Source organism: Actinokineospora sp. NBRC 105648 (assembly GCF_030269645.1).
Classification (GTDB): domain Bacteria; phylum Actinomycetota; class Actinomycetes; order Mycobacteriales; family Pseudonocardiaceae; genus Actinokineospora.
Window position 1 is genome coordinate 42,250 of the sequence record NZ_BSTR01000021.1, and the last position, 17,718, is coordinate 59,967.

At 73.2% G+C, this 17,718-nt stretch carries 17 protein-coding genes and 2 pseudogenes; 17 read left to right on the top strand and 2 right to left on the bottom strand.

Annotated features, from left to right (window positions below; translation table 11 throughout):
• Positions 1-60: 60 nt before the first annotated feature.
• Positions 61-366 (bottom strand): hypothetical protein, encoded by a 306-nt coding sequence (locus QSK30_RS19500; protein ID WP_285504656.1) that lies wholly within the window; start codon positions 364-366, stop codon positions 61-63.
• Positions 367-441: 75 nt separating this feature from the next.
• On the opposite strand from QSK30_RS19500, the gene dacB reads away from it, so the two are divergent.
• The 17 genes and pseudogenes from dacB (at position 442) to QSK30_RS19585 (ending at position 16,882) form a co-directional block, all read left to right on the top strand.
• On the top strand, positions 442-2,031 hold the full coding sequence (gene dacB, locus QSK30_RS19505) for a D-alanyl-D-alanine carboxypeptidase/D-alanyl-D-alanine endopeptidase (RefSeq protein ID WP_285504658.1): 1,590 nt from the start codon (positions 442-444) through the stop codon (positions 2,029-2,031).
• Positions 2,032-2,061: 30 nt separating this feature from the next.
• Positions 2,062-3,141, top strand: coding sequence for an Rv3626c family coenzyme F420 biosynthesis-associated protein (locus tag QSK30_RS19510; RefSeq protein WP_285504659.1), 1,080 nt, complete (start codon positions 2,062-2,064; stop codon positions 3,139-3,141).
• Entirely contained in the window at positions 3,138-4,097 is a 960-nt protein-coding gene (gene tilS, locus QSK30_RS19515) for a tRNA lysidine(34) synthetase TilS (protein WP_285504660.1), read from the top strand. The genes QSK30_RS19510 and tilS overlap by 4 nt, the downstream gene beginning before the upstream one ends.
• A gap of 10 nt (positions 4,098-4,107) precedes the next feature.
• Positions 4,108-4,656, top strand: coding sequence for a hypoxanthine phosphoribosyltransferase (hpt, locus tag QSK30_RS19520; RefSeq protein ID WP_285504661.1), 549 nt, complete (start codon positions 4,108-4,110; stop codon positions 4,654-4,656).
• A gap of 227 nt (positions 4,657-4,883) precedes the next feature.
• Positions 4,884-7,220 carry an ATP-dependent zinc metalloprotease FtsH gene (gene ftsH / locus QSK30_RS19525; protein ID WP_285504663.1) on the top strand — a complete coding sequence of 779 codons (2,337 nt, stop codon included), beginning with the start codon at positions 4,884-4,886 and terminating at the stop codon, positions 7,218-7,220.
• 43 nt (positions 7,221-7,263) lie between these two features.
• A pseudogene (locus QSK30_RS19530) lies at positions 7,264-7,539 on the top strand (GTP cyclohydrolase I); the annotation flags it as partial.
• A 489-nt stretch (positions 7,540-8,028) separates the two neighbouring features.
• Positions 8,029-8,376: pseudogene (folE, locus tag QSK30_RS19535) on the top strand (GTP cyclohydrolase I); the annotation flags it as partial.
• On the top strand, positions 8,373-9,203 hold the full coding sequence (folP, locus tag QSK30_RS19540) for a dihydropteroate synthase (protein WP_285504682.1): 831 nt from the start codon (positions 8,373-8,375) through the stop codon (positions 9,201-9,203). The pseudogene folE and the gene folP, both read left to right, overlap by 4 nt.
• The gene (gene folB / locus QSK30_RS19545) at positions 9,203-9,568 is read left to right on the top strand and encodes a dihydroneopterin aldolase (RefSeq protein ID WP_285504683.1); all 366 of its coding nucleotides are present in this window, start codon (positions 9,203-9,205) and stop codon (positions 9,566-9,568) included. Before folP ends, folB begins: the two co-directional genes overlap by 1 nt.
• On the top strand, positions 9,565-10,050 hold the full coding sequence (folK, locus tag QSK30_RS19550) for a 2-amino-4-hydroxy-6-hydroxymethyldihydropteridine diphosphokinase (protein WP_285504684.1): 486 nt from the start codon (positions 9,565-9,567) through the stop codon (positions 10,048-10,050). The genes folB and folK overlap by 4 nt, the downstream gene beginning before the upstream one ends.
• Positions 10,047-10,511, top strand: a complete 465-nt coding sequence (locus QSK30_RS19555) for a DUF3180 domain-containing protein (RefSeq protein ID WP_285504686.1) — start codon at positions 10,047-10,049, stop codon at positions 10,509-10,511. Before folK ends, QSK30_RS19555 begins: the two co-directional genes overlap by 4 nt.
• Positions 10,512-10,567: 56 nt before the next feature.
• Positions 10,568-12,439: a DUF6779 domain-containing protein gene (locus tag QSK30_RS19560; protein WP_285504687.1), complete on the top strand. Its 1,872-nt coding sequence runs from the start codon at positions 10,568-10,570 to the stop codon at positions 12,437-12,439.
• A gap of 36 nt (positions 12,440-12,475) precedes the next feature.
• Positions 12,476-13,627 (top strand): PrsW family intramembrane metalloprotease, encoded by a 1,152-nt coding sequence (locus tag QSK30_RS19565; protein ID WP_285504688.1) that lies wholly within the window; start codon positions 12,476-12,478, stop codon positions 13,625-13,627.
• Positions 13,628-13,825: 198 nt separating this feature from the next.
• Positions 13,826-14,716: a Rossmann-like and DUF2520 domain-containing protein gene (locus QSK30_RS19570; protein ID WP_285504689.1), complete on the top strand. Its 891-nt coding sequence runs from the start codon at positions 13,826-13,828 to the stop codon at positions 14,714-14,716.
• Positions 14,713-15,600: a pantoate--beta-alanine ligase gene (panC, locus tag QSK30_RS19575; protein WP_285504690.1), complete on the top strand. Its 888-nt coding sequence runs from the start codon at positions 14,713-14,715 to the stop codon at positions 15,598-15,600. Before QSK30_RS19570 ends, panC begins: the two co-directional genes overlap by 4 nt.
• 12 nt (positions 15,601-15,612) lie before the next feature.
• Positions 15,613-16,098, top strand: coding sequence for an aspartate 1-decarboxylase (gene panD, locus QSK30_RS19580; protein ID WP_285504692.1), 486 nt, complete (start codon positions 15,613-15,615; stop codon positions 16,096-16,098).
• Positions 16,099-16,105: 7 nt separating this feature from the next.
• Positions 16,106-16,882 carry a type III pantothenate kinase gene (locus QSK30_RS19585; protein ID WP_285504693.1) on the top strand — a complete coding sequence of 259 codons (777 nt, stop codon included), beginning with the start codon at positions 16,106-16,108 and terminating at the stop codon, positions 16,880-16,882.
• Positions 16,883-16,890: 8 nt separating this feature from the next.
• On the opposite strand, the gene QSK30_RS19590 is transcribed toward QSK30_RS19585, so the two are convergent.
• Positions 16,891-17,640, bottom strand: coding sequence for a class I SAM-dependent methyltransferase (locus tag QSK30_RS19590; RefSeq protein WP_285504694.1), 750 nt, complete (start codon positions 17,638-17,640; stop codon positions 16,891-16,893).
• Between the last annotated feature and the right edge of the window lie 78 nt (positions 17,641-17,718).

A 17,718-nucleotide genomic window follows, 5' to 3' on the forward strand; every position in this document is an offset into this window, starting at 1 on the left:
CCGGGTGATCTCGACCGGTCGGCCGGCGGTGGTGCCGGCACCTCGAGAGATCCGAACCGGTCACCCGGTGGTGCGGGTCAGCCCGGTGGGCCGAATCGGCCGCCGGTCGGCGGTCTCGCTCAGGCGGGCCCGAACCGGCCGGGCGGCGGCCTCGGTCAGCCCGGAGCCGCCGGTCAGCCCAGTGGCCCTGGTCAGCCCAGTGGCCCTGGTCAACTCGGTGGTCCTGGTCAACTCAGTGGTGCCAACCAGGCGGGTGGTCCTGGTCAGGCCGGTGGTCCTGGCAGGCCCGGTGGTCCCGGCCAGGCCGGTGGCCCGAATCGGCCCGCCGGTCAGCCGGGTGGTCCGAATCGGCCCGGTGGGCCGCACACCGGTGCGCCGCTCGGCGGGCCGCAGCCTGGTGGATCGCAGCCTGGCGGGCCGAACCAGGGCAGGTCGGGGCAGGTGTCCGAGCGGACGCAGGTCATCAACGTCGCCGCCATCAGTCGGGAGCCGACTCCGGTCCGCCCGCTCGGCGCCGACGGTGTCGGCGCGCCCGGGCCGGTGTCCGGCAGACCGGACCAACCGCCCACCGCCCAACCCGCCGCCGCCCAACCCCCCACCTCGGCCACCCCGAGCGTCGGCACCCAGGAGCCCGGACCGCGCCGACGTCCGCGCAAGAGCCTGCTCACCGCGGCCGTCGTGGCGGTGATCCTCGGGCTCACCGCCGCCGTCATGTGGGTCCCCGGGCTCAAGGCCAAGCTCGGCATCACCCCCGCCGCGGTCGAGGTGGCTATCGCGCCGCCAGCGCCGCCGGTGCAGTTCACCCCGACGCTCAAGGGGCCGGGCGCGGACATCCCCGCGCCCACCGCCGCCGGGGTGGCGGCGGCGCTGGCCGGACCGGTGGCCGACCCGGCGCTGGGCACCCTCACCGGAACCGTCGTCGACCCGGCGACCAACCAGGTGCTCTTCGCCCAGAACGCCGAGACCACGCTCGTCCCCGCGTCCACCACCAAGGTGCTCACCACGGCCGCCGCGCTGCTCGCCCTGCCGCACGCCGCGCAGCTCTCCACAAAGGTCGTGGCGGGGGACAAGCCCGGCACCGTGATCATCGTCGGTGGCGGCGACCTCACCCTGTCCTCGCTGCCCGCGGGCAAGAACTCCGTCTACCCGGGCGCGGCCCACCTCGACGACCTGGTGAAGCAGGTGCAGGCGAGCGGGCCGGTGGACACCGTCCTGCTCGACCTCGGCCGCTACACCGGCGACAGCATCGCCAAGGGCTGGGACCCGCAGGACGTCGCGGGCGGCTACATCGCCCCGATGGTCCCGGCAATGCTCGACGGCGGTCGGGTCGACCCGACCAAGGCGGTCTCGCCGCGCTCGGCCAACCCGGCGCGCACGCTGGCCGACGAGTTCGCCAAGCGGATCGGGGCGACCGTGCCCGCCAAGGCCACCGCCACCGCGGCGCCCGGGGCGAAGGTGCTCGGGGAGGTGCGGTCGGCGCCGGTGGTGGAGCTGGTCGACAACGCCCTGCAGCGCTCGGACAACGTCCTCGCCGAGGCGCTCGCGCACGAGGTCGCCAAGGCCACCGGGCAGGAGACCTCGTTCTCCGGTGGCACCGCCGCGATCGTGAAGACGTTGCAGGACAACGGTTTTGACGTCAGCACGCTCAAGCTCAACGACGGCAGCGGGCTCTCCACGCTCAACCAGGTGTCCGCCGCGCTGCTCGCCGAGGTGCTCCGGGTCGCCGCCGCCCCCGACGGCAAGGACCCGCGCACGGTCAAGCTGCGGCCACTGCTCGGCGGCCTGCCGGTCGCGGGCGGCAGCGGCACCCTGGCGGGCCGCTACCAGGCGGCCCCCGCCGCCGACGGCAAGGGCTGGATCCGGGCCAAGACCGGCACGCTGTCGAACGTCAACTCGCTCGCCGGGGTCGTGCTGGACAAGGACGGCAGGTTGCTGGTGTTCGCCCTGATGTCGAACGGCGCGCAACCGGATGCCGCGCGTCCCGCGCTCGACGTCGTGGCGGCCACCCTGCGCCAATGCGGCTGCCGGTGAGATCACCTCTGCTCGGGTAGCGTCCACCGTGTGAACGCGACCGGGGCGGACGTGGCCAGGGCGGCGGGCGGGGTTGCGCCGGTCGACTGGGAGCTGGCTATCTCGACCGCGCGCAGGCTGGTCCGGCCCGGTCCGGCGGTCTCCCGCGAGGTCGCCGAGCACTCGGTGGCCCGGCTGCGCGAGATCACCGCCGAGGCCGAGTCGCACGTGCGCGAGGTCACCGGTCTCGGTGCGGGCCTGCCGCTGCTCGGCGGTGACGTGGTCGACCGCGAGCACTGGGTCGAGGCCGCCGCGCACAGCATCTCCGCGCTCACCGCGGGCGCGCTGCCGACCCGCCCGGGCAAGGTCGTCGGCGGGGTCCTGGCGAGCACCGCCGGGGTGCAGGTGGGCATGGTCCTGGCCTATCTGAGCAGCCGGGTGCTGGGGCAGTACGACCCGTTCGGCGGCGGTCCGGCGGGCAAGCTGCTCCTGGTCGCGCCCAACATCGTCGGCGCGCAGCAGGCGTTGGACGTGCCCGCGGAGGACTTCCGGATGTGGGTGTGCCTGCACGAGTGCACCCACCGGTTGCAGTTCACCGCGGTGCCGTGGCTGCGCGACTACTTCCAGGGCCAGGTCGGCACCTTCATCTCCGGGCTCGACGACCGCGCCAACAGCGCCGTCGCCCGGCTGCCCGAACTGCTCCGCGCGGCCAGGAGCAAGCCGGACCCGACCGCCTCCAGCGGACCGATGGGTCTGATGGAGCTGTTGCAGGCGCCCGAGCAGCGGGCCGTGTTCGACCGGCTCATCTCGATCTCCACCCTGCTGGAGGGGCACGCCGACCACGTCATGGACGCGGTGGGGCCGCTGGTGGTGCCCACCGTCTCGACCATCCGCGAGCGGTTCACCGTGCGCAGGCGCGGTGGCGGTGTGCTCGACCGCGTGCTGCGCAGCCTCTTGGGCGTGGACGCGAAGATGAAGCAGTACGCTGTCGGTGCCAAGTTCACCGCGCACGTGGTCGGCGAGGTGGGCATGGACGGCTTCAACACCGTGTGGGACTCGCCGGAAACGCTGCCGCTGCGCGCTGAGCTCAGCGACCCGCAGGCGTGGATCCGGCGCGTGCTCGACCGGTGAAACCCGCTCCAGCCGTCGCCGAGGTCCGGGTGGCAGTGCGTGATCTCTTAGCCGAAGCGCACCCGGTAGACCGCATCGCTGTCGCTGTCTCCGGTGGTGCGGACTCTCTTGCGCTAGCCGCCGCCGCACAGCACGTCGGCGCCAAGATGGATCTGCGCGTGGACGGCTTGATCGTCGACCACGGTCTGCAAGAGGGCTCCGCGAGCACCGCGGCGTGGGCCGCCGATCAGCTGACCGCACTGGGCCTGGCTGACGTACGCGTCCTGCGCGTTGTCGTAGACGGACCAGGTGGCGTGGAGGCCGCGGCACGACGCGCGCGCTACACCGCGCTCCGCGAGGCCGCGGGCGACACTTGGGTCTTTCTTGGTCACACCCGCGACGACCAAGCGGAGACCGTGCTGCTCGGCCTCGGTCGCGGGTCCGGGCCGCGCTCCATCGCCGGGATGCGGCCGCTGGACCACCCGTGGGCCCGCCCGCTGCTCGGTCTAGCCCGGACGACCACAGTGGCCGCCTGCGCCGCCCTCGGGCTCAAGCCCTGGCAGGACCCGCACAACCTCGACCCGCGCTTCACCCGGGTCCGGCTGCGCACGGAAGTGTTGCCACTGCTGGAAGACGTCCTCCAGGGCGGTGTCGCCGCCGCCCTCGCCCGCACCGGCGCGCAGCTGCGCGACGACCTCGCCGCGCTCGACGAGCTGGCCACCGACGCCTACCAGCGGGCCGCGGGCGGTGACGGTCTGGCAGTGTCCGAACTCACCCCGCTACCGGCCGCCGTGCGCCGCAGGGTGCTGCGGACGTGGCTGATTAAGGCAGGGGTGGCCGAGTTGACCGACGCCCACCTGCGTGCGGTGGACGAGCTGATCTCCGGCTGGCACGGCCAGCGCGGCATCGGCCTCCCCGGCGGCTTGGTGGCTCGCCGCGCGCATGGCAGGCTGAGCTGCGAGGGTCCGGAAACCTGAGAGGGGAACCGTGTACGACGGCGACATCGCCTCCGTGCTGATCACCGAGCAGCAGATCGACGAGAAGATCGCGGAGCTGGCCAAGCAGGTCGCGCACGACTACCCGGAGAACGGTTCCGACCTCGTCCTGGTCGGCGTGCTCAAGGGCGCGGTGATGTTCATGACCGACCTGGCCCGCGCGCTCCCGGTGCCGGTGCAGCTGGAGTTCATGGCGGTCAGCTCCTACGGGTCGGCCACCTCGTCCTCGGGCGTGGTGCGCATCCTCAAGGACCTCGACCGCGACATCGCCGGGCGCGACGTGCTCATCGTCGAGGACATCATCGACTCCGGGCTCACGCTGTCCTGGCTGCTGAAGAACCTCGCCTCGCGCGGGCCGCGCACCCTCGAGGTGTGCACCCTGCTGCGCAAGCCGGAGGCGGTCCGGGTCGACGTGCCGGTCAAGTACGTCGGCTTCGAGATCCCCAACGAGTTCGTGGTCGGCTACGGCCTCGACTTCGCCGAGCGCTACCGCGACCTGCCCTACATCGGCACGCTGGACCCCAGGGTCTACACCTCCTGAGGCGGCCCCGGGGCCCGTCCGGGGCCTCGGTGGGGGGCGCGGGAACCGTTCGGCGGTCCGGCGCGTTGTCCCCAATGCGCAGCTTCGCCGGACTTCGGTCGGTGAGGGTGCCAGCGCGGACGGTACTCTGGGCAGACCGGAGCTGCCTCGTCCGGCCGGGTAATGGGTCGTCATTGCCCTCACGTGCACGTCAGGGAGGGTGGAGGCCGCCTCGCGGCCGTAAGTGAATGGACCGCAAGCGCCTGCTTCGCAACCCGCTGCTGTGGATCCTGGCGGTGTTGCTGATCTATTTCGCCTTCAGCATGCTGTTCGACGACACGCGGGGCTACACCTCGGTGCCCACGTCGAAGGCCGTCGCCCAGATCCAAGCCGGCAACGTCAAGGTCGCCGAGCTCGGCGACAAGGAACAGCAGCTCAAGCTGACCCTGAACACCCCCATCGACCAGGACGGTCAGCAGGTCACCCAGATCCTGGCCCAGTACCCCGGTCAGGCGACCGCGCAGATCTACGAGGCGCTGGTCGCCAAGACCGGGACCGAGTTCAAGACCAACGTCACGCAGGACTCGTTCCTCACCCAGATCTTGATCTTCCTCATCCCGCTGGGCCTGCTGTTGCTGCTGCTCATGTGGATGATGAACAACGTCCAGGGTGGCGGCAACCGGGTGCTCAACTTCGGCAAGTCCAAGGCCAAGCAGTTGCCCAAGGACATGCCCAAGACCACCTTCGGCGACGTCGCCGGGGCCGACGAGGCGGTCGAGGAGCTCTACGAGATCAAGGACTTCCTGCAGAACCCGGCGCGCTACCAGGCCCTCGGCGCGAAGATCCCCAAGGGCGTGCTGCTCTACGGGCCGCCGGGAACCGGCAAGACGCTGCTCGCCAGGGCGGTCGCCGGTGAGGCCGGGGTGCCGTTCTACTCGATCTCGGGTTCGGACTTCGTCGAGATGTTCGTCGGTGTCGGCGCCTCCCGGGTCCGCGACCTGTTCGAGACGGCCAAGCAGAACTCGCCGTGCATCATCTTCGTCGACGAGATCGACGCGGTCGGCCGCCAGCGCGGCGCGGGCCTCGGCGGTGGGCACGACGAGCGCGAGCAGACGCTCAACCAGCTGCTCGTGGAGATGGACGGGTTCGACGCCCGCGGCGGCATCATCCTGATCGCGGCCACCAACCGGCCGGACATCCTGGACCCGGCGCTGCTGCGCCCGGGCCGGTTCGACCGGCAGATCCCGGTGTCCGCGCCCGACCTGACCGGCCGCAAGAAGATTCTGCAGGTGCACTCCAAGGGCAAGCCGATGGCGCCCGACGCCGACCTGGCCAGCCTGGCCAAGCGCACCGTCGGCATGTCCGGCGCCGACCTGGCCAACGTCCTCAACGAGGCCGCGCTGCTCACCGCCCGCCAGGGTGGTTCGCTGATCGACGGCGCCGCCCTGGAGGAGTCGGTCGACCGGGTCATCGGCGGGCCCGCCCGCAAGAGCCGGATCATCTCCGACAAGGAGAAGAAGATCACGGCCTACCACGAGGGCGGCCACGCGCTCGCCGCGTGGGCGATGCCCGACCTGGAGCCGGTCTACAAGCTCACCATCCTGCCCCGCGGCCGCACCGGTGGGCACGCGCTGGTCGTCCCCGAGGACGACAAGCAGCTGATGACCCGCTCGGAGATGATCGCCCGGCTGGTGTTCGCCCTCGGCGGCCGCTCGGCCGAGGAGCTGGTGTTCCACGAGCCGACCACCGGCGCGTCCAGCGACATCGACCAGGCCACCAAGATCGCCAAGGCGATGGTCACCGAGTACGGCATGAGTGCCCGGCTCGGCGCGGTCCGCTACGGCCAGGACCAGGGCGACCCGTTCCTGGGCCGGTCGATGGGCCACGGCGCGGACTACTCGCTCGAGGTGGCGCACGAGATCGACGAGGAGGTGCGCAAGCTCATCGAGGCCGCGCACACCGAGGCGTGGGACGTGCTCAACACCTACCGCGACGTCCTCGACGACCTGGTCGTGGAGCTGCTGGAGAAGGAGACGCTCACCCGCAAGGACCTCGAGCGGATCTTCTCCAAGGTGGAGAAGCGGCCCCGGATCACCGCGTTCAACGACTTCGGTGAGCGCACGCCGTCGGACAAGCCGCCGATCAAGACCCTGCGCGAGCAGGCCCTCGAGCGCGGCGAGACCTGGCCGGAGGACGCCAAGCCCGAGCCGGTGCCCACACCGGTGGCGGCGATCCCGGGCACGGGCGACCTGCCCGGCGGTCCGCCGCGGACCAACCCGCAGCTGCCCCCGGTCAACGGGGCGGGCCCCAACGGCACGCCCCCGCCCTACGGCAGCCCGCCGCCCTACGGCGCGCAGCCGCCGCCCTACGGCGGCCAGTCGACCGGCAGGCACTCGGGTCCGCCGCACTACGGCGCCCCGCCCGGGTGGACCCCGGCGACCACGCCGGGCCAGTCCGGCGGTCCGCACCAGTCCTGGCAGCCGACCTGGGGTGAGCGCCAGAACGAGGCGCAGCAGCCCGGTGACCGGTCGGGTGCTCCCAAGGACTGGGATCAGGACTCCGGTGGGCGCGGCAACGGTTCCTGATGCGATGGTGGCGGCGACGTGCCGCGACGATCCGGAGGTACCGATGACGACCAGCCGCAACGGGGCCGGGACGGAATCCGTCCCGGCCCCGGGCTTTGACCGGGACCGCGCCGAGCGGGCCATCCGCGAGCTGCTCCTCGCCTGCGGCGAGGACCCCGACCGCGACGGTCTACTGGAGACCCCCGCCCGGGTGGCCCGGGCCTACGCCGAGCTGTTCGCCGGCCTCTACACCGAGCCGGACACGGTGCTGGACAAGACCTTCGACGAGAGCCACGACGAGCTCGTCCTGGTCACCGACATCCCGATGTACTCCACCTGCGTGCCCGCCGACCAGCCGGTGGACGCCGTCGACGGCCCGCGCGCGGCCGCCGACGTCCGGCCCGGCGATCTGCTGTGGACACTCGCGGGTGGACGGTTGGCGCCGACCACGGTGATCGGCGTCACCGCCAAGCGCTCCCGCGAGCTGGTCGAGGTGCGCACCACCGCGGGCGCGTTCACCGTCACCGCCGACCACCCGCTGGCCACCTCGGCCGGGTGGCGGGAGGCCGGGGACGTCGCGGGCGCGCACCTGGAGTGGACCGGCTCGGCCGCGCCCACCCGGGAGTTCGTCACCGCCGGAGCCGGTCCGGCCGACCGGGGCGACTGGCTGCTCCGGCATGGTTTCGCCCCCGAGCACACCACCACCCTCGGGCAGTCGCGGTGGGTGCGGGTGGAGTCGGTGCGCCCGGTCGCGGCCGCGGACACCGTCTACAGCCTCACCTGCGACCCGCACCCGACCTTCCTGGTCGCCGGGCACCTCACGCACAACTGCGAGCACCACCTGGTGCCCTTCCACGGCCACGCGCACGTCGGCTACATCCCCAACGCGCAGGGCCGGGTCACCGGGCTGTCCAAGCTGGCCCGCCTGGTCGACCTCTACGCCAAGCGCCCGCAGGTCCAGGAGCGGCTCACCTCGCAGGTCGCCGACGCGCTGATGCGCAAGCTGGAGCCGCGCGGGGTGATCGTGGTCATCGAGGCCGAGCACCTGTGCATGGCCATGCGCGGCATCCGCAAGCCGGGCGCGCGCACCACCACCTCGGCGCTGCGCGGCATCCTCAAGTCCTCGCCGTCCTCGCGCGCGGAGGCCATCCAGCTGATCAACGGGCGCAGCCGGTGACCCTGCTGCCCCAACCCGGCCGGTGCGCGGTGGTCGGTGTGCTCAACGTGACCCCGGACTCGTTCTCCGACGGCGGTCGCTACCTCGGCCACGACGACGCGGTCGGGCACGGCGTCGCGCTCTGGACCGAGGGCGCAGACCTGGTCGACGTGGGCGGCGAGTCCACCCGGCCGGGGGCCGAGCGGGTCGACGCCGACTCCGAGATCGCCCGGGTCGTGCCGGTGATCCGCGACCTGGTGTCCGCCGGCGTGCTGGTCAGCGTCGACACCACCCGCGCCCGGGTGGCCGAGGCCGCGGTGGCCGCGGGCGCCGCGGTGATCAACGACGTCTCCGGCGGGCTCGCCGACCCGGACATGGTCAGCGTGGCCGCCGACACCGGGGTGCCCTGGATCCTGATGCACTGGCGCGGGCACAGCCGGGACATGCAGACCCTGGCCGACTACGTCGACGTGGTGGCCGAGGTGCGCGCCGAGCTGTCCGCGCAGGTCGACGCGGCCCTGCGGGCGGGTGTGCGGGCCGAGGCGATCGCGCTCGACCCGGGCCTGGGCTTCGCCAAGACCGGCGCGCACAACTGGGCGCTGCTGCGCGACCTCGACGCCCTGCTGGAGCTGGGTTTCCCGGTGTTGGTGGGGGCCTCGCGCAAGCGGTTCCTGGGCAGGCTGCTCGCGGGCGAGGACGGCACGCCGCGCTCGCCCAGCGGTCGGGAGGACGCCACGGCGGCCATCTCCGCGCTGGTCGCGGCGGCGGGAGCTTGGGGGGTGCGGGTGCACGACGTGCGGCGCTCGCTCGACGCGGTGGCCGTCGCGGCCGCGATGACAGGAGGCTGATGACCGACCGGATCACGCTGACCGGCCTGCGGGTGCGCGGCAACCACGGCGTCTTCGCCCACGAGAAGCGCGACGGGCAGGAGTTCGTGGTCGACATCACGCTGTGGATCGACCTGCGCGAGGCCGCGGCCACCGACGACCTGCGGCACACCGTGCACTACGGCGAGCTCGCCGAGCGGGCCGCCGCGGTGCTGGCGGGCCCGTCGCGGGACCTGATCGAGACCGTCGCCGCCGAGATCGCCGACGCGGAGATGGCCGACGAGCGGGTGCACGCCGTCGAGGTCACCCTGCACAAGCCGAGCGCGCCCATCCCGCTGACCTTCGCCGACGTGGCGGTCACCGTGCGCCGGTCGCGCCGCCGGTGAGCCGCGCCGTGCTGTCCATCGGCTCGAACCTCGGCGACCGGTTGGCGAACCTGCGGGTGGCCGTCGACGGCCTCGCCGACGTGCTGGTCGCGGTGTCCCCGGTGTACGAGACGGCCGCCTGGGGCGTCACCGACCAGCCGGACTTCCTCAACGCCGTGCTGGTGGTCGAGGACGAGGGCACCGACGCCTGGGGGTGGCTGCGCCGCGGCCAGGCGCTGGAGGAACGGGCCGGGCGAGTCCGGCTGGAGCACTGGGGCCCGCGCACGCTGGACGTGGACGTGGTCACCGTCGACGGCGTCCGCAGCGACGACCCCGAGCTGCTGCTCCCGCACCCCGGCACGCACGAGCGGGCCACGGTCCTGGTGCCGTGGCTGGACATCGACCCGGCGGCCGAGGTGCCCGGCCGGGGTCCGGCGGCGGCGCTGCTGGCCGGGCTGGACACCGCCGGTGTGCGCAGGCGCGACGACCTGGAGCTGCGATGAGGTTCACCAAGCCCCGCGACCTGCTGCCCGCCGGGGCGATCGGCGCGGTCGTGGTGTACCTGGCGCTACGGCTGCTCTACGGGCAGCTGCGGCCGCTGCCCACGCTGGCGGGCATCACTCTGCTGGTGCTGGCGATCGTCGAGGTGGCGTTCGGGTTCGCCCTGCGCGCGCGGATCCGGGGCGCCGAGGGCAGGCCGGTGCAGCCGCTCACCGCGGCCAGGGCGGTGGCGCTGGCCAAGGCGTCCTCGCTGCTCGGCGCGATCATGCTGGGCGCCTGGCTGGGCGTGCTCGGCTTCGTGCTGCCGAAGAGCGCACAGGTCGACGCGGCGAAGCACGACGTCAGCGCGGGCGTGGTCGGGGCGATCTGCGCGGCCGTGCTGATCGGCGCGGCGCTGTGGCTGGAGTCCTGCTGCCGGACCCCGGAGGACCCCGACGAGCGGCCCCGCGAGGGATCGCGGTGAAAGATCTGATCCCGCGTTTGGTCTCGCCGAGATAACGAACCGGTACGGTGTGCCCCATGACCGGCCGGAACGACTCCTTCCAGCTGCGCGGCGCCTCCGGGGCGCGCGTGCTGCTGATCGCCGCCTTAGCCCTGGCCCTGGCGTCCACCGCCGTGCTCGTGCTCAGCGACTCGTTGCGCTGGATGCGGCTGGGCGTGGTGGCGGCGCTGTGGGCCGCGCTGGCCGGTGCGTTCCTCGCGGCCCGGTACCGCAGGCAGGTGGCCGACCGCGCGGAGGAGGCGGCCGAACTGCACCAGGTCTACGAGCTGGAGCTGGAGCGCGAGGTCTCCGCCCGGCGCGAGTTCGAGCTGGAGATGGTGGCCGAGACCCGGCGCAAGGTCGAGGAGCGGACCGACGACGACCTCAGCGAGCTGCGCGAGGAGCTGCGGGCGCTGCGGCAGAACCTGGAGGTCCTGCTCGGCGGTGAGGTGCTGGTGGAGCGGTTCGCGCTGCACGCCGAGGCCACCCGGATGCGCGGGATCGCCGAGGACCGGGCCATCCCGGCGCGTTCGGGCAACCAGGTCCGCCGGATCGCGGCGGCCCAGCAGCCCGCCGCGGCCCAACCGGCGGCACCCCAGCCAGTCGTGGCCCAGTCCGTGCAGCAGCCGGTCGCGCCGAAACCGGTGGTCCAGAAGCCGCTGGGGGAGCCGCAGACCGAGCTGATCGAGCGGGTCAGCCGGGCCGAGCCCGTGCGCCGGGCCCCCGAGCCGTGGCTGGCCGACGAGGACCCCGACCGGATCGACCCGCGTTGGACCCCGTCCTGGGAGTCCGGCAGGCACCCTGTGCCGGGCACCCGCACCAGCCAGGGGATGGCGATCCCGGGCCAGTCGTCGGCGCAGCGCCAGCGGCCGGTCGCCAAGGCCGTCACCCGGGTGCAGCCGGTCGCCCGGGCGCTGCCCGACCTGTCCCACGCCGACGCCAGACCCGTGCCCGCCGAGGCGCGCGGCTCAGCCCCGGCCCGGTCGGGTCAACGGCCGGTCGAGGAGGCGCAGACCCCGGGCGCGGTCCAGCGCAGGCAGGCGGGCCACGACGCGCCGCGGCGGCAGCCGGGCCCCCAGCCGAGCCAAGAGATGCCCGTACCGGCCCGCAGGCCAGCGGCGGCGGGGATGAGCCAGGAGATGCGACGCCCGCCCGCGCAAGGGCCGCAGCAGGGCCAGCGGTCCCCGGCGCAGGAGATGCCCGGCCGCCCGGCCCAGGACGTAGCGCGAGCACAGGTAAGCCAAGAGATGCCGGTAGCGGCGCGCAGGCCCAATGGACAAGAGACCGGCCACGACCGGCGCGCGGTGGCCGCGCAGGCGAGTCAGGAAATGCCCGCGCCCCCGCGTAGGCCCGGTGTGCAAGAGGTGGCCGCCCGTGAGCGTGCGCAGGTGAGCCAGGAGATGCCCGCGGCGGCGCGCCCGAACCAGCGCCCCCAGCAGAGGCCCCCGGTGAACCGGCCGCCGCAGGCGAGCCAAGAGATGCCGATCCCGCAAGAGCCGGTGCGGCGCCAAGAGGCCGTGCCCGGTGCGGTGCAACGGGTCAAGACCACCGATCCCGTCGTCCCTGGTGCCGTGCAGCGCGCTCCCGCGCAACCCGCGCCACGTGGCCGGGCGGCCGAGCGGACTGAGGCCGCGATGGCACCGGTCGCCCCGCCCGAGCCCGAGGGCGGTCGTCGGCGCGCGCTCACCGGCACGTTCCCGCCGGTGAGCGCCCAGCAGGCCCGCACCCCCGAGCCGGAGGACGACGGCGGCGGCAGGCGTCGGCGCGCCGAGGGCACGCCCGCCTGGCACGAGCAGATCGAGGCCGAGGACACCGGGTCGCACGCGTCCGGCAAGTCGGTCAACGAGCTGCTCGCCGCGCACGGCGGGGCCGCGGGCCCGCGCAGGCGCAGGCGCCGCGACGAGGACTGACCGCCGCGCGCGGCCGTCGCCCTAAGATCACTACCCGTGTCTGAACCACCCGTGCAGCGGCACACGCCCCGCAGGTTCACCGTGCTGCTCCCGATCGCGGGACTGGTGCTGCTCGCCTGCTGCGGTCTCGTCCTGCTCGCGCTGAGCACCGCCCGGGTCGGGCTGGTCGCCGAGCTGGTCGGGGTCGGTGCCGCGCTGCTGCCGGTCGGCCCGGTCGTGGCCGCGTTCCTCTGGGTCGACCGCTGGGAGCCCGAGCCCGCCCGGTTGCTCTGGCTGGCCTTCGGCTGGGGCGCCTGCGGTGCGGCGATCACCGCGCTGCTGATCAACAACACCGCCGAGACAGTGGGCGACCTGCTGCTCGGCAAGGGCAACGGGGACAAGATCAGCGCGCTGGTGTCGGCGCCGCTGTTCGAGGAGGCGGCCAAGGGCGCGTTCGTCCTGGGCATTCTGCTGTTCCTGCGCTCGGAGTTCGACGGCGTGATCGACGGGATCGTCTACGCCGGACTGGTCGCCGCCGGGTTCGCCTTCACCGAGAACATCTACTACTTCGGCCGCGCGTTCGCCGAGTACGGCCTGGGCGACAGCACCTCGCCGGGGGTGGTGGCCGCGTTCATCCTGCGCGGGTTGCTCGCGCCGTTCACCCACCCGCTGTTCACCGTGATGATCGGCATCGGCGTCGGTCTCGCGGCGCGCGCGACCAAGAAGCGCACCCGGGTGCTCGCGCCGTTGCTGGGCTACCTGACCGCGGTCTTGCTACACGCGCTGTGGAACGGGTCGGCCACGCTCGGTTCGGCGTCGACGTTCCTGACGGTGTACTTCCTGGTGATGGTCCCGCTCTTCGGCGTGGTGGTGTACTTCGTGCACTGGCACCGCAAGCGCGAGCAGCGCGTCGTCGCGGCGGGGCTACCCGCCATGGTCGAGGCCAACTGGATCGTGGCGTCCGAAGTGGAGCTGCTGGGCAGCCTCGAAGGCCGCAAGAAGTGGCGCAAGCGCGTGCGGGAGCTGTCCGGCCGGGAAGCCGCGGACGCCGTCGGGGACTACCAGTCCGCGGTCTCCGAGCTGGCCTTCTTCTGGCACGCGATGGGAAACGGCACCGCGGGATCCGACGCGCCGGAGCGGGAGGCCCAGCTGATCACCGGGCTGCGCGCTTCCCGCCGCCGCGCGGTAGAAGCCGCCCGGGTTTCTTAGCCCGTTCGGGGCGGTGAAGCTGGTCACCCGGACCGTCGCCGCACGAGCGGTGACGGCTACTCTCGCGGCGTCGTCTGGTACCCGCGCCGTTGCGGGACTGGAACGGGGTAGGGAGAGCTTGACCATGGCCTATTCGATGGCCCACTCGATGGCCTGTTCACGGGTTTCGTCGCTCGCACGGCCGGTTTGGGGACCGCGGTGAACCGTCCCGCGCGGCTGGCCGTCGGGGTCGTGTCGGCGGGTCGGGTCGGAGCCGTCCTCGGCGCCGCGCTCGACCGGGCCGGGCACACCGTCACCGCCACGTCCGCCGTCTCCCGGGAATCCCTCCGGCGCGCCGAAGAGCTGCTGCCCGACGCTGCCGTGCTGCCCCCCGACGAGGTGGCCAAGAACGCCGACCTGGTCCTGCTCGCCCTCCCGGACGACGCGCTGGCCGGGATGGTCCGCGGCCTCGTCGCCGCGGGCGCCATCCGGCCCGGGCAGATCGTCGTGCACACCTCCGGCGCGCACGGCGTCGACGTGCTCGGTCCCGTCACCGACCACGGCGCCCTCGGGCTCGCCCTGCACCCGGTGATGACCTTCACCGGCCGCCCCGAGGACCTGCAGCGGATCGTCGCGTGCAGCTTCGGGGTCACCGCCGCCGACGGCGACGAAGTCGCCTGGAACGTCGCCGAGGCGCTGGTCGTGGAGATGGGCGCCGAGCCGGTCCGGGTGCCCGAGGCGGCCCGCCCGCTCTACCACACCGCCCTCGCGCACGGCGCGAACCACCTGGTCACCCTGGTCGGCGAGTGCGCCGACCTGCTGCGCCAGTCGGGCATCGGCACCCCCGAGCGGCTGCTCGGCCCGCTGCTGTCCGCCGCGCTGGACAACGCGCTGCGCCACGGCGACCGCGCGCTCACCGGGCCGGTGGCCCGGGGCGACGTGGGCACCGTCCGCAAGCACGTCACCGTGCTCACCGAGCACGCCCCGCACATGCTCCCCGCCTACCGCGCCCTGGCCGCGCGCACCGCCCGGCGGGCGGTGGACTCCGGTCTGCTGCGCGCCGACCTGGTGCCCGAGGTCGAGGCCGCCATCGAGGAAGAGACCCCATGACGACCCGCTTCACCGCCGGGAAGCTGCACGTGCACACCGACCCGGAGCAGCTGGGCAAGGTCACCCGGGCGCTGCGCGCGACCGGGCGCAAGATCGCCTTCGTGCCCACCATGGGCGCGCTGCACGAGGGCCACCGCGAGCTGCTGAGCCGGGCCAGGCGGATCCCGAACACCGTGCTGGTGACCTCGATCTTCGTCAACCCGCTGCAGTTCGGCCCGGGCGAGGACTACGACCGCTACCCGCGCCCGCTCGAGGCCGACCTGGCGGTGTGCGAGGCGGAACGGGTCGAGCTGGTCTTCACCCCGGAGCGGGAGGCGCTCTACCCGCCGGGTGCGCAGGTCACCGTCCACCCCGGACCGCTGGGTGACGAGCTGGAGGGCGCCGCCCGGCCCGGGCACTTCGCGGGCGTGCTCACCGTGGTGGCGAAGCTGTTCAACATCGTCCGGCCGGACTTCGCGCTCTTCGGCGAGAAGGACTTCCAGCAACTGGTCCTGATCAAGAAGATGGTCCGCGACCTGGACCTGGAGGTCAACGTCATCGGGGTGCCGACGGTGCGGGAGCGCGACGGGCTGGCCCGTTCGTCCCGCAACGCCTACCTCGACGCTGACCAGCGCAACGCCGCGGTAGCGCTATCGGCCGCTCTTGTCGCAGGTGCGCACTGGGGCCAGGGCGGCGAAGGAGCCGTTCTGGCCGCCGCCCGCGAGGTCTTGGCGGGCACCCCCGAACTCGAGGTCGACTACCTGGCGCTGCGCGACCCGGAACTCGGCCCGGCCCCCGAGCAGGGGGAGGCCCGGCTGCTGGTCGCCGCCACGCTCGGGCGCACCCGGCTCATCGACAACGTTCCCGTGCTGCTCGGCACGGCGTCCCTCGGACAGCACGGTTAAGGAAGGTCCGCGATGTTTCGCACGATGCTCAAGTCGAAGATCCACCGCGCCACCGTCACCCAGGCCGACCTGCACTACGTCGGCTCGGTGACCATCGACCCGCTCCTGCTCGAGGCCGCCGACCTGCTGCCCGGCGAGCAGGTCGCGATCGTCGACATCACCAACGGCGCCCGGCTGGAGACCTACGTCATCGAGGGCGAGCGGGGCAGCGGGGTGATCGGCATCAACGGCGCCGCCGCGCACCTAGTGCACCCCGGCGACCTGGTCATCCTGATCTCCTACGGCCTGATGGACTCCGCCGAGGCGGCCGCCTACCAGCCCAAGGTCGTCTTCGTCGACGCGGAGAACTCGGTGGTGCACCACGGCACCGACGCGGGCCACGCCCCGGCGGGCTCCGGCCTGCTCAGCGGCGCGGTCACCGCCGAGGCGCCCGCCGACCCGCCCGCCGAGACCGTCGACGCGGCCAAGCTGGACGCGCTGCTCGCGCACGAGAGCTGAGCCCGCGGTGCTGCTCACCATCGATGTCGGCAACACCAACATCGCCCTCGGGCTGCACCGCGACGCCGAGCTGGTGCGGGACTGGCGGATGCGCACCGACGCCCGGATCACCGCCGACGAGCTGGCGCTGACCATGCGCGGCCTGCTCGGCGAGCACGCGGGCGGGGTCAGCGGCGTGGCGGCTCTGTCGACGGTGCCCGCGGTGCTGCGCGAGCTGCGGGTGTTGCTCGGCCGGTACTACCCGCGGGCGCACCGGGTGATCGTCGAGCCCGGGGTGCGCACGGGTGTGCCGCTGCTGGTGGACAACCCGAAGGAGGTGGGCGCCGACCGGATCATCAACACCCTGGCCGCGCACCACCTCTACGGCACCGCCTGCGTGGTGGTCGACTTCGGCACCTCGACCAACATCGACGTGATCTCGGCCAAGGGGGAGTTCCTCGGCGGGGTGTTCATGCCCGGCATCGAGATCTCGGTGGACGCGCTGGCCGCCCGGGCCGCCGCGCTGCGCAAGGTGGAGATGGTCCGGCCGCGCTCGGTGATCGGCAAGAACACCGTCGAGTGCCTCCAGTCGGGCATCATGTTCGGCTTCGCGGGCCAGGTGGACGGCTTGGTGCACCGGATCGTGCGCGAGCTGGAGCGCACCGGTCACACCGGCCCGGTCACCGTGATCGCCACCGGCGGGCTGGCCCCGCTGGTGGTCGACGAGGCCGAGACCGTCGACCACCACCGCCCCGACCTCACCCTGCTGGGCCTGCGGCTGGTCTTCGAGCGCAACAGCCGCTAGCCGCACCCTCAGTCGTGGCGCTTGAACGCGCGGGCCACCTCGGTGATCAGCGGTCGGTCGAAATCGCCCTGGGAGGTCTCCGGCCGGGACCAGAGGAAGGTGCGGATGCGGTCGAACACCTTGGCCCGCTCGGCCTCGTCGACCACGATCAGCTGCGAGTGGGTGCCCAGGGTGGCCAGCATGGACTCCACCGTCCGCCGCTGGACGTGCCGGAAGGTGGCCCGCTCCGGCTCGGTGAGCCCGGGGTGGCGCGGCTCGTGGTCCTGGATGTCGGAGCGCAGCTGCCCGACGCTGGTCTTGCTCAGCTCGCCCAGCTCGGCGACCCACGGCACCGAGGTGTCGTCGTAGTTCCACAGCGCGCCGAACACCCCGCCCGGGCGCAGCACCCGGACGATCTCGCCCAGCGCCGCCGGGTTGTCGAACCAGTGGAACGCCTGGCCGGCGAGCACCGCGTCGAACGAGCCGTCCGGGAACGGGATCTGCTCGGCGGTGCCCTTGAGCGCGGCCACGTCGGGCAGCAGCCGGGACAGCTCGGCGCGCATGGCGTCGTCCGGCTCGACCGCGGTCACCTCGAGGCCGAAGGCCAGCAGCGTCTCGGTGAGCCGCCCGGTGCCCGCCGCCAGGTCGAGCACCCGGGTGCTCTCGCCGACGACCCACTCGACGGCCTCCTCGGCGTACCCGGGGCGGTGCCGGGCATAGGCGGCCGCATTGCTTCCGAAAGAACTGGCCCGCCTGGCGAACAACTCCGGCTCGTGCATGAATCAACCGTAGCCATAGCGCCGGTGGATACCGGGTTGGGCCACCCCAGTGCATCTCCGTACCCTTTGGCCCGTGAA